7 protein-coding genes and 1 tRNA gene are annotated in these 11,854 nt (G+C 57.8%); 2 read left to right on the top strand and 6 right to left on the bottom strand.

Annotated features, from left to right (window positions below):
* Nucleotides 1–257: 257 nt before the first annotated feature.
* Nucleotides 258–3,305, top strand: coding sequence for a phosphorylase family protein (locus LI72_RS02710; protein WP_033924391.1), 3,048 nt, complete (start codon nucleotides 258–260; stop codon nucleotides 3,303–3,305).
* An 82-nt stretch (nucleotides 3,306–3,387) separates the two neighbouring features.
* Here LI72_RS02710 and LI72_RS19460 read toward each other — a convergent pair.
* The 4 genes from LI72_RS19460 to LI72_RS18870 form a co-directional block, all read right to left on the bottom strand.
* A protein-coding gene (locus LI72_RS19460) for an IS630 family transposase (RefSeq protein WP_156139456.1) occupies nucleotides 3,388–4,451 on the bottom strand; the annotation gives its coding sequence in 2 pieces (ribosomal slippage) (nucleotides 3,388–3,957 and nucleotides 3,960–4,451; 1,062 coding nt in all).
* Nucleotides 4,452–4,802: 351 nt separating this feature from the next.
* Nucleotides 4,803–5,780, bottom strand: a complete 978-nt coding sequence (locus LI72_RS02725) for a hypothetical protein (RefSeq protein WP_033924394.1) — start codon at nucleotides 5,778–5,780, stop codon at nucleotides 4,803–4,805.
* A gap of 74 nt (nucleotides 5,781–5,854) precedes the next feature.
* Nucleotides 5,855–6,589: a DUF3800 domain-containing protein gene (locus tag LI72_RS02730; protein ID WP_156139457.1), complete on the bottom strand. Its 735-nt coding sequence runs from the start codon at nucleotides 6,587–6,589 to the stop codon at nucleotides 5,855–5,857.
* Nucleotides 6,590–6,912: 323 nt separating this feature from the next.
* Nucleotides 6,913–8,286: an RES family NAD+ phosphorylase gene (locus tag LI72_RS18870; protein WP_197051789.1), complete on the bottom strand. Its 1,374-nt coding sequence runs from the start codon at nucleotides 8,284–8,286 to the stop codon at nucleotides 6,913–6,915.
* Nucleotides 8,287–8,390: 104 nt separating this feature from the next.
* Here LI72_RS18870 and LI72_RS02740 point away from each other — a divergent pair, with 104 nt between their 5' ends.
* The gene (locus LI72_RS02740; protein WP_033924396.1) at nucleotides 8,391–9,869 is read left to right on the top strand and encodes a HEPN domain-containing protein; all 1,479 of its coding nucleotides are present in this window, start codon (nucleotides 8,391–8,393) and stop codon (nucleotides 9,867–9,869) included.
* 235 nt (nucleotides 9,870–10,104) lie between these two features.
* On the opposite strand, the gene LI72_RS02745 is transcribed toward LI72_RS02740, so the two are convergent.
* Both LI72_RS02745 and LI72_RS02750 read right to left on the bottom strand, forming a co-directional pair.
* Nucleotides 10,105–11,460, bottom strand: a complete 1,356-nt coding sequence (locus LI72_RS02745; protein WP_081984580.1) for a DUF4238 domain-containing protein — start codon at nucleotides 11,458–11,460, stop codon at nucleotides 10,105–10,107.
* A 215-nt stretch (nucleotides 11,461–11,675) separates the two neighbouring features.
* A tRNA-Lys gene (locus LI72_RS02750) sits at nucleotides 11,676–11,751 on the bottom strand.
* Nucleotides 11,752–11,854: the final 103 nt, after the last annotated feature.

Genomic DNA, 11,854 nt, shown 5'->3' on the forward strand with positions numbered 1-11,854 from the left:
GGGCGCGGCAGGTTCAGCAGCAGACACGGTTCACAAAGCCGACACTCAGCGAACGCTCCGCTAAGCAAGGATCACGACCGTATCTGGAGCCATAGCGACCAGGCGGCGGGTCTACAAGGACACAACGGCCGCGCTCTGAGGTGAAAGCGGCCAAAGTCGAGGCAAGGCGGGCAGACTAACTGAAACGTTAGTCAACTGCGTTACTGTGGATAAAAACTCTATAGACCGCATGCTGATTATCGCGCATTACACAAGCTATGGGTACAAACAACAAAACGATCGTTGCGCTGATTGCGCTCGCTGACGAACACAAAATTTTTCAAACCATATTTCCGGTAACGTCAGATTGCAGCACGAGTACACAGGTCCGTCTGGAGCATGATTCTGGACGAAAGGACGTACGGCTCATTTCCGTGCTAGCCGAACAGATGGGATCGCAAAGCGCGTTGCTGTCAACCGACCAAGCGATTACCGATTTTCAGCCAGATCTGATTGTGGTTGTGGGAATTGCGGGCGGTATTAGCAGCGATCTGATGATTGGCGATGTCAGCATTTCCAATGAGATCATGGATGTGCTGCATAATAACAAAATTTCGGAAAAAGGGGGTGTGACAGACATCAGCTTCGCGCCTGATTTCTATAGCATCGACGCGGAACTGGTTTCGAGTTTCACCTTCTTCAAAGTCCATCCTGAATATGCGAGCTTATATTCAGACTGGCGCCTCGACGGAGGGATTGATGATGATGCGGCTGCCCTAGGCGATATGGTCCGCGCCGAAGGGCCCGATATTGTTGTCGGGCCTTTGGCCTGTGGTCCAGTAGTCGCTAGCGAAAAATTCAATGAAAAGCTGAAATCGCTGCATCGCAAGGTTGCAGCCATTGAAACCGAGTCCGGTGGTATTTTCTGCCGCCTGACAAGGGCCCAAATTCCGGCAATCGCTATCAGAGGGATTAGCGATCACGCGGATGGCAATAAAGAAGAACTGGAGACGCGAAGCGAAGGCTGTGCCCGTAGGCTCGCGATGGCCAATGCATCCCGACTGCTGAAGCAGCAGTTGGCCAATGACCGATTCATCAATGTTGCTTCGCGATACCAATATGAGAAGTTCAGTAAGACCGACGACCTCTTCCCTGAGACCGACGTCCAATCGAGCGTCGTATCAGACCTCGATGCCGACATACGTTCCAAACTCGCTGAGCGGTCGCCGGAATTCAGGGCGAAGCCGGAAAGCTTTTATCTGCCTATCCCGCGAGCACAGAAGATAAACTATGCCGACGAGCTCGCGGGCAAGGAGCTCGAAAGCCCCGATACGCTGATCAATTGTATCAGCATTGACGAGCGGATCCTGATCCGCCTACCGCGGAGCTATCCTAGCCAAGCGCTCGGCTGGTCTGTTGCCCATGCTCTCATTCGGCAGCAAATCGAAGGCAAGGTCGTTTTGCCCTACGTCATCGGCGGCGACACGATCAATCCGCCCAATAGCGGGTTCAAGAAAGCACTCCCTGCCGCATTTACAGCGACAGAGGGGAAGCCCGAGTACCTCAGGGTCGTGATAATAGAGGAACCACTTTTTCACGCGCGCAACCGCATGAAGTACCTCGCAGCGGAGCTGAGGGACCTTGGCGCGTATGTTGTCGTTATCACCAAGGCAGAAGACAATGTTGCCGCCGTCGATGACTTTATAAAGGAAAACGGATTTAAGGAGTATGAGATCGCGCCAGTCTCTTTCTCGGAGACCGCCTTCTTCCTTGAAAAGGCTTTCGACATGACAGCGCGCGAAGCCGAGGTCGTGGCGATCCGGCTCGATGATACATTTCGCAAGTTCCGGCTCGATGCGCATCCGACCTATTTTGCCGGCATCCCGGAAGAGGCGCTTGCAGCGCTGATCAACGCGAACAAGCGTGCAGAGCTTATCCAGCTTGCGGTCGATGCGCTGCTTAGCCTGATGGTGGCAGCGGACAAATCGGTCCCGCCGCTCAGTCGCACAACACGCGAGCGCTTCCTCCGGTCCGTAGTTCTGGAGATGGCTTGCGGAAAAGCGGCTTTGGACGATACCAAACTTCTGAATCTCGCCACGTGTTTTCTGGCAGACGGTTTGTTGCCTACACCCGCGCCGGATTTCCTCGCGCCTTTCTTCGACATCGGACTCTTGTATCGTCTAGACGGCGTTATCCACGTCACGCATCCCTATCTTGAAAGCTATTTGCTTGCCCAGGCGCTCCGTGAAAATCTCGAACTCGCGGAAGATTATTTTAGGCCCAATCGCGATGATTTCAATTTTTACGCCTTTGACCTCTATTGCGAAATGGGCCCTGCTAGCAGTGTGATCGCAGAGATTGCGAAGTTCGGTGAAGCCGCAAATGTCGTTGCCGACGGACTGTACCAAGGCGACCATATCTATTTGGATCAGGAGCAGCGGCTCACGACACTCTCTAGTCCGCGCCAATTGGTCAGCCTGACACAGGGGCTAATGGAAACGGCAGAGCGCATGGACAAGGACGAGACGTCGGGTTCCGAGGTCCGGGGCGAGAAACAGCGGTTACTTGATGCGCGGCGGTATGTTCGTAGCCAGGTTGGGCAACGCAACCCTGCGCAACAGACGGAAATTTCTGACGACGTGCGAAACGAGTTCGACACGCTCAACGCCCTGTCGCGCAGCTTATCGCTTGCGGCAACCGCAGTGGGGTCGGGCTCGGAAAGCATCGGCGGCGATGAGAAGGTAAGACTGGCCAACCTGGTTTTGCAGGTCGGAGACCGATTTTCGAATATATGGACCAGGAACCGGTTGCGTGTCGATTTTTCGGCGATGAGGAACGATCTCCTCGCGGACGAAAATATTTGGCAGGTGGTTGATGAACTGGGCGCGGGCGAGTCGGATTTCGAGAAGGTGAAAGCAGATCTCCAACTCATGATCCACAGCTTTGAACTGAACACTATGATTGAGCCAATGGGCCGCGTATTTTCGAGGATCGCGGCGACAGCCGGCGTGCGCGTGTTAGCGCCGGTTTTGGAAAAGGCGGCTCCAGACAACCCGATCCAGCGCCTGCTACTCGGCGCTTGGATTCTCGAAGTCGATCCGGCGCGCGGAAAGGATAGCTTCAAAGCGGCACTTGCTGACTATCGCGGCTCTCCCTTGATGCGAATCGTGCTAGCGAGCCACTTGCTGTGGCGCGTGTTTTGGCACCACTATAAAACGGCTGGCGCTCGCCACTTTGTGAATTCGGCGCGACGCGCGCTACGACCGCTCAGTCTCGCGCCTTCTCCCGAGAGGATCGAAAACGTGCAAAAGGGTCCTGTTGGCTAAGGGTTATTCGCCCGGCGGTTTTCTTTCAGAAGCAGACGCTCGCGGTGGCCAATTTAAAAGGACTGATACCAAGCTGCATTGATCATGACCCACGCGCCCACTTTCGGCGGCCGATCGTCATGATGTGCCAAGGCTGATCGATGAGCTTGTTCCAGGCCTCGCAGCAGTGGTCGACGATGTTGTCGTAGGAGGTGAAGACCCGGTTCGATAGCCAGTTGTCGCGCATGAACTGCCATATGTTCTCGACTGGGTTGAGCTCGGGGCACTTGGCGGGCAGCGCGACGATGCTGATGTTGTCGGGGATCTCGAGCTTGCCGGTGGTGTGCCATCCGGCCTGATCCATCAAGACGACTGCATGGGCGCCCGGTGCGATGGCGAGCGAGATCTCGGCGAGGTGCAGCGCCATGGTTTCGGTATTGCAGAAGGGCAGGACGAGCCCGGCACCCTTACCATGGTCCGGGCAGATCGCGCCGAAGATGTAGGCTGATTTCGTCCGTTGGTCCTTCGGCGCTGAGGGACGTGTTCCGCGTTTCGCCCAGCGCCTGGTGATCTTGTTCTTCTGGCCGACGCGAGCTTCGTCCTGGAACCAGATCTCTATCGGCGTGCCCTTCGGGAGGGAGGCTCTGACCTTTGCCAGCTCGGCGGCGAAGCCCCCTTTTTGAAGGCCTCCATCGTATGCTCGTTCTGGGCATGATGGCGAGGCCGCGCGGTGAGCTTCACATAGCCCAGCTTTTTCAGCTCGCGGCTGACCGTGGTCTCGTCGAGCGAGACTGCAAATTCGTCATGGAGCCATTGGACCAGATCGATCAGCCGCCAGCGCACCACCCCATGGATCGCCGGGATCGGGCCGCTCTCGACAACATCGACCAGCGCCCGACGCTGCGCATCGTTCAACCGCGAACGGGGGCCGGGCGCCTTGCCATCCAGAAGTCCATCGGGACCACGGGCATTGAACCGGATCACCCAGTCCCGCACGATCTGAAGCCCGACGCCGCCGATCCGAGCCGCCGCGCTCCGACTGCCGCCGTCGTAAATTTCAGCCAAGGCCAACAGCCGACGCGCCTGGTTCGCGCTTTTCGTCGTTCGCGACAATCGGCGCAGAGTTGCACCATTGAAATCTTCCCGCAAGCCGATCGCTGAACCCATCGCGCCGCACTCCAAAGCCAGAGCGACATAGATTCAGATTTTCGCCGCCTTGGGAATCCCCCGTGAGTCAGCCACCGCGCAGGTTGGTATGACTTGGGTCAAGGACTGCCGTTGCCGAGTGGAAGATCGGATGGCTGCTTTCCGCCGGTTACTCCCCAGAACCCGTCATTTTGCCATTGGCGCATTTGCCGAACTCCCGGCTTTTGGACCTTCCCGGCCCAAATAGTGAACGGCAACTCCTAACAGAAGCTGACATCGAGATTCCTGCGGCCAGCGTCGGAGAACGATGGAAGGTGGGCCGCTACAAGCACGCCGGGTTTTGGGTGCCAAGTCGAGAAAAACAGACCTTGGTTAGACGATTGTTGGCACCCCCTGCACGGGGAAGATGTGAGTAATCTCGCCGGTCGGCTCACACCGCGCAATGATCCCTACGCGGACTGCCGGAAGGCAATCTTCCGGAATGTCGGGTGCGTTGGCCGCCACACTCTCCACCACACCTTTGTAAACCGCAATTCTGTTCATGATGCCGTCAGGCGGGTCGCACGTAAGGACAGTCACATCTGCGTCGAACCAACCGAAACATGCCATGTGATAGAGGTCGCAATCCAGGAAGTCGCGACGACTCTTGAGCCGCATCGCTTTGTTCGCCGCTTCAATTCCTTCGACAGCTTGCGGCACGAGCTTTTGCCCTTTCGCGTAGAAAACATCCCAAAGACGCTTGACTATACGAAACCGGCTGAGCTGCGATTGGCCCGTCACTAGCAGTAGCGCGGCCAGCCAGTCATCGATCTCTTGCGCGATCGATTTTGGGAATACGGTCTTCAAACCGTAATCCCAAGCGAGCGACGAGGCGATCTGAAGAGTTAAATCGGTCTGTGAACATGGACCAGTGATACAAAGGTCGAACAGCGCATGGGCTTCCTCCGGAAGGTAGGATCGCCGCTCAGCCGCTCGAGTCGCGAGACTGCTCTGGGCCAGTTGCGGAAGGGCAGCGTACTTGGCTCGCGCTTCGTTGATGACTTGGTCGAGCAGCTGTCTTCGAGATTGGCCCTTTGAAGGCTGGGTTGGTACTCCAATGTCAGGAACCACGGTCCCGAGCACCTCGAGAATTTGAAATGGAGTCATACAGAATCCGGTCTCGGCAGCCTCAGCTATACGAGTCCTTTCAATCTCGGTGTTTAACCGATGAATCACTGTCCCGCCCTGACTCGTGATGGCGTATTGCATGATATTTGTGTCGAGGATCATCAGTCGACGCGAGGCAGGTGGCGCGATGGGCAGGCGCAGGCGGGGAATTGGCAAATCGGCCGGGGGTATGAGCATCGCCATTGCCGGTCCAGTTTGCACCTTGAACTCTTCACAATCAAGACATCGTAACGTATTCCCGCTGGAATACTTGGCGTCTAACCCAGCAGTGAGCGGACTGGTCGCGGCAAATCCTCGAGCATTTTTGCGGCAACGCGATCGAAGGCGTTCGCCGTATCGTCAAGAAGCCGGTCCCGCCGCTTCAGATAGCGGCCGATCGCATAGGCCGCGACATCTGCGATCTGTAGGCCGGCGACGGCGTTGGAGTCTGCTAGCAGGATCCCGCCCCCGGCAAGGTGAGGCGCATTCGCCACCGGCAACAGAGTTGGACCCGGATTGTTTTTGTGCTTATCAAAAATGAGGAGAGCCGGGGCACGATCGGCGAGGTGCTCGACGATTGACTTCGCGAACACCTCTTTCACGCCGTCTTTATGACTGTCGGGCCTGCATCGGCCTTCGTCGACCCAGTTCTGATACTGTTCAGCGGGAATATGGACCGTCAGAAGCAATGCGGCGTGCTCAACGACGAGGTTGCACGCGAAGCGAAAAGCATCCAGCCTGCGCTCGAAAGACTGTGGCCTCCAAGCTGACTTCGAGCCTGCGTTGACGATCTCGTTGCCATGAAACTCAGGAACTCGATGACTAGCCTGATACCAACGCACGGCGCTGGAGAGGGCGGAATAGGCGTCAGACGGCATCTCTAGGCCCACCCAAGCGTGGATCTTTGCGCACATCGTCGAAGTCGCCCCAATGGTGAGGTCGCTCTCGTCGCAGAAGACCAAAGTGCGGCCTGCGTCAGCAACGCTTGCAAGCAGCGCGTCTGGAGTGGTCATCGTCCTGTCACCGATAATCAGTGCCTTTTGCCCGTCTCGTTGTCCACGGATGCAAATTGGCCAAGCCCAGTCGAAATGGCGTCTGCTTGTCCGGACGTCTCTGAAGTTTCACGACTACCATTCCGGCCTATTTGCGGCATCAATTCACGATAAGGTAACAGCAGCTAATGGCCTCGCTCGTCGGCCGGTTCAATATCTCAAATTGTGGCGCTTGGCTGAACGGCTGCAAGGTCCGGGCCGACGAGGGTGCGTTCTCTGGTCACATGCGCATGAGAGAGATCGCGACCGAGCGAAGGGGCCGCGTCGTCCGAATACTAGCCTGCCTAGAATTCCCACTTTTTCACGTCCGCAAGACTAAGTGTCGACCTCGAAATTGTCCGGTTGGTAGTGTCGTAACTCGTCCCGTGGATATACTGGACCGACACGCTATTGGGGACGTAGCGCAGCGCTGGCATCCGGGCGTCGGGGTCGCTCTCGACGTTCGGCTCGATCAGCATATCGAAGATGGACTCCTGCATCTTCTTCGCCTTGCGCTTCTTCGGTAGGATATAGTCGGTGATCGAGAGACTGGAATCATGCTCCCGAACCAGCGCGTCGATGCGAAGTTCGGTCTTGAAACCGCTTCTATCGACCGGCTCGACCCGGGCCGCGTGGCTGAAGAGGACGATGTTCCGGCGCGGGCGACCCGACATCGTTCGCTCGCGCCCCGCCTGGGTCGACCGGAACATCACGCCATCGAGCTGCAGTATTTGCGCGAGATAGTCCGCGACCGCTTGCGTCGATAAATATCCGAAGGCCTCATCTCCTGGCATGACAGGTTGCGAGATTTCATCGTCGAACCGGCGAAGGAAATCCGCGCGTGCGATGCGGCGCGCATAATCGGGATCGAAAATACTACCCTCGATATTGGCATAGGCCAGCGATTCTAGGCCAAGGATGCGAAGTGGTCGGATGGTCTCGAACTGGGCGAAAACCGCGTGGCTGCCAACTGGCGGGCGGATTTCGGCGCGACAGGTTTCGAGATCGAATGCGCCGTAAAAGGCGGAAATGCCCGCCGCGTTCATCCGACCGACCGACCCGGTTCCGGGCGGCGGTGAGCCGAGCTGGGCTGCCGGGTTCGACAGAAACAGTTCGAGTTCTGCGTCCGTTTTTGCCACCCGTCCACGCATCAGCGTCACCTGGCCGGGGGCCCATGTGTCGATCACCGGCTGACCGTTCCAGATCGCTAGACCCGGCACATCCTTGAAGACGTCGTCAAGCCAGGCTTTAGCGGCATTGTTGTAATAGCGGGCGTCGGTGCGCAGGCTATGTTGCAACGATCGCCACCCCTCCTGATAGCGCGCGGTATCGACCCCGGCCTCTATATAGCCAACTGTATCCGCATACAGGTTTTCCTCGCCGTCCTTCGCCGCCCTGTACCCTCGCGATGCCGAGAAATAGGCCTGCATTTCCCGGGCAATCGCAGCACCAATCCCCGCATGCTCTTCGATCAGTTCCGCGTAGGTCTGCCCTTCGCTGCCCCGAGAAGGTCGGAAATGCTCGAACACCGCATCATCGATCCGTTCGGCCAGAGCCACGAATTCGATCGCGGGACGTATCTTGCTGCAACATGAGCAAAGCTGCTTGTCCTTCAGCGCTTTGATCTCCGCCTTGAGAAAGGCGTCTTTCACGCAAGCGTGGCATAGATAGTCGGTCATAGTTGATCGCCCCTGGTCTTGTGCGACAAGTACGTGATCCGACGAGCGAATGCGCCTCCCCATTTGCGTTGGCGGCTAGCGGCTGCTTGAGATACACAGCGACAATGGAAAGAGCGACGGCAACAGATATTCAGCGCGAACTCGTCGACCGCTTTATCGCCGCGCTCACGACGGTCATCCAAGCCATCCGCGTTGAACTGGCCGCCGGACGCAAACCGCGTCGCAAGACGAGCGAGCCCAAGGTGTCGTATCGCGACAATGGAATGCCCTCGATCACCGACGGTCATCCTTGGGAGGCGACAGGACCATTGCAATATACTCAACTGCTCGAGCCCGATCCGAACCCTTATGGCCCGGATCACGTCCGGGCTCTGGACGTAGGTCGGTTCGAGGAAGTCGACGATCTGGTCGACTTCGTCTGGGCCAATCCGAACTGCGCGATTTCCGTCGTCACGAGCCCGCGCGGCGAAGAAAATCCTTATATCGACATCGAGCGCATCAAGATCGAGCTTCAGTTGGGGCATGCAGCGAACCGCTTTTTCCAGCTTTACGGCGACACCGAATTCGATGACCGCAAGCGCCGGGTAATCATGAAGCCCGTCTTGCATGGTTTTTTCGACGGCCGCCTCGAGGTTGCGACCATGGTGCCGATCGCGCTCGTGAAGTTCGACTTCGACCGATTGCGGCTCGGTCCCAATGCCTACATCATGCGAATGAGCGACACGCTACATCGCAAGCGCTGGACGGCCAAGGCTTATGGCGCAAGTGGTCATGAGGGCGTGCTTGCCGCTGCGACCCACGCGTTCGTCATTACCGGCTGGCGCTGGGGCAACGCACCCTGGATGCAGGTGTCTAATAATCTGTCCTACCCGACGCCGGCGTTAAGCGAGACGATCGAGGAACTATTCGCGGCCCTGCGGCTCGTAACTGGTGTGGCGACCGGCTATGCGCAGGAACTGCGGCTGGCGCGGGGGTGGAGCCATCTGCACAGCGACGAGACGCCCGAAGTCTATGGAGTCGGCGCGCGACGGTACCCCGAAGAGTTCGACAATTTCGGATGGATGCGCGAGGATCTCCCGATCATCACCCGCGACCAGATGCGTGAGGCTGCGGCCGTATTGGCGAGTATCCAGTCGGCCAGCGACGACCGCCTGAATTTGGCCATGCGACGGATGAACACCGCAATGATCCGCCAAGATGCGGCGGACGCCATTCTTGATGCGGTGATCGGCTTGGAGATCCTGTTGAGCGATAGCGAACCGCAGGCTATCAGCTACAAGTTGCGGCTGCGGGCAGGCGCCCTCGCCAATCTTTCAACGCCAGGTAGCGCGCCGGCCGTGGCGGCGGCGGTCAATAAAATTTACGACGCGCGCTCCCGGATCGTTCACGGTACACGCAAGCGCAAAAAGGGCGACCCGACCGTCGACGGCCTTGCTGCGCGTGCTGCGGCTCTCGAGCTCATCCGCAAGGTCTTAGCGGTCGTGCTACAGCATCCACGCTTTCTTGATCCCAATATAATCGACACCGAGCTGCTGCTGGGCGGCAATTATCCTGATGAACATTCGCCGTTGCGCCCGGCATGAAGATCCTCCGCAACCATGCAGACGGGGGCATCAATGATGTAGCGCAGTCGCCAGACATAGATCGCGATCATCGCCCGGCAGCGACCGGGTCCGGATTTCGACAGGTGGCGCACGTCGCGACCGGCCTCGGCGAGCGCCGTGCGATACGTAGCTGTCTTCCTTAATGCACTCTATGATCTTGCATCGCGGAGCGAATAGGAATCGCGGATCAGCACGAAGAGTTCAGCCAACGAGCTCAGACCCTGACCCGGGTATAACCGCGCCCCATGACATAACCTTGATCGAGGCAGCCCCGTCGCGTCAGCCCGGCGCCGGTTCCGTTAGACCAGCCCGAGGGATTGGCGCGAAATCGGAGAAACGAGGGCCAGGTCGATGGGGTCGGCTTATTCATCACGACATGGACAAGTCGCTTGCGCCCATCGCGAATATCGGAAACGGGCTCAACCTTGAAACGCTCGCCCAAATCGTCCGATTGGTCGATCACCGCATGCGTCCGTGTGTGTGGCGTGGCCGGTCGGCGCGCCGCGGCGTTCGCTGCCGCGATTGCAACCCGGTCGCGGCCCTCCCATTCGCCGAAATAGATGTTGGCGGCGCAATTGAGATATTGATGGTCGTTAAGCGCCGCGACGTCCGAGAGGCGCCGGACATCCACCAAATGCCTCTTGTGGGCGATCGAGTAGACTGCCCCATCGTAGAACAAGGCTAACGAAGAGGGAGTCAGCGGCAGGAAAAATAGCGCGCCCGCGGTCTTCACACCGAATGCGCGCTTGCCGGGGGGGGGTCGCTGATAATGCAGGCGATTGGTGAGTACGGCGGGATTATCGGATGTGACGAACGGCAGGTCGGTCGCATTGCGGACGATGCACATCTTGAGATCATCGACGATTCTCATTGTCTCGGCGTAGTGCAGCATTGCTTGTTTGGTGGCGATCTTCACCGCTTCCCCGAACGTGGGCATCGGAAAATCCGAGCCGGGAAGATCGGTCATGGCCAGCATCATCGTCGCCGAGGCCTGCGCCGCTGCCTCAGTGCGCAAATATTGATGATAAACGTAGCGTCGCAGCACGACGTCCACGCCCGATTGGACCGAACCGCCCTCAGCGAGGTGTCGCACGGCCTTGCCGTAATGCCCCTCAACAGACTGGATGGCCTGTTCGAGCTGCGGATCCTGACCGTAGAAATAGTCCTTCGAACATTGGTTCTTCGCGGGCGCGTTCTGGATCGCCTTCATTCCCGTCATGTTGAACAAGTTAATCGCGAGGCCCTCACCATTCAACGTGAATGGCTTCAGATGCGTGCGCGGTACGAAATGCTGGTTCTTGTTGTCCGCCATCGCCATTTCGCCACACCAGATCGGCTCCCTTCCCCGGGCCGCCGTAATGTGCAGAGTATAGCGGAACCAAAGTAAAACAATAAGGCGCTCGCCGGGCGTTCGCCAATGTGAAACGGCGCGCGCGATGATGGGCGAAGACGAATTTCTGGAGCGAATTGTCGCCGACATCATGATGTCACGAAAAGTGATGCCGACGTCAGCTGGAACGAGGTCATCAACGGGCGACAGTTCGATGTCGTCGTGCGCCGTTCGTCGCACGAAGCCCGCCAGAGAATCGTTCGTCCGATTTCTGCCTCAACCGGCGTACTGATTCGACGCCTAAGAAGGGTTCCGCAAAGCTGTTTCGCGAGATGCCAACTGCTAGCTGACAAAAATGCGCCAACCCAATTGTTACCTAAGGCGTTACCTAGAGCTCTAATCGGCAGCGGCAGTAAAAACAGTCGGTATTTAAACCTTTGTTTTTAAAAGAAAAATGGTGGACGCACTTGGGCTCGAACCAAGGACCCGCTGATTAAGAGTCAGCTGCTCTACCAACTGAGCTATGCGTCCATCCATGCATCGGCGAGATCGAATCGACCCGCCGCCGCGAGAGCGCTGCCTATATAAGATTGGAGACGGATGAAAAGACCTTTTGTGCGACTTTTTGCAGAAA

Source organism: Sphingomonas sp. 35-24ZXX (genome assembly GCF_000786215.1).
Taxonomy (GTDB): Bacteria; Pseudomonadota; Alphaproteobacteria; order Sphingomonadales; family Sphingomonadaceae; genus Blastomonas.

Coding starts and splice junctions, on each gene's coding strand:
- LI72_RS02740 (WP_033924396.1), top strand. CDS start 8,391: ATGGAAAGAGCGACGGCAACAGATATTCAGCGCGAACTCGTCGACCGC.
- LI72_RS02710 (WP_033924391.1), top strand. CDS start 258: ATGGGTACAAACAACAAAACGATCGTTGCGCTGATTGCGCTCGCTGAC.
- LI72_RS18870 (WP_197051789.1), bottom strand. CDS start 8,286: ATGACCGACTATCTATGCCACGCTTGCGTGAAAGACGCCTTTCTCAAG.
- LI72_RS02730 (WP_156139457.1), bottom strand. CDS start 6,589: ATGACCACTCCAGACGCGCTGCTTGCAAGCGTTGCTGACGCAGGCCGC.
- LI72_RS02725 (WP_033924394.1), bottom strand. CDS start 5,780: ATGGCGATGCTCATACCCCCGGCCGATTTGCCAATTCCCCGCCTGCGC.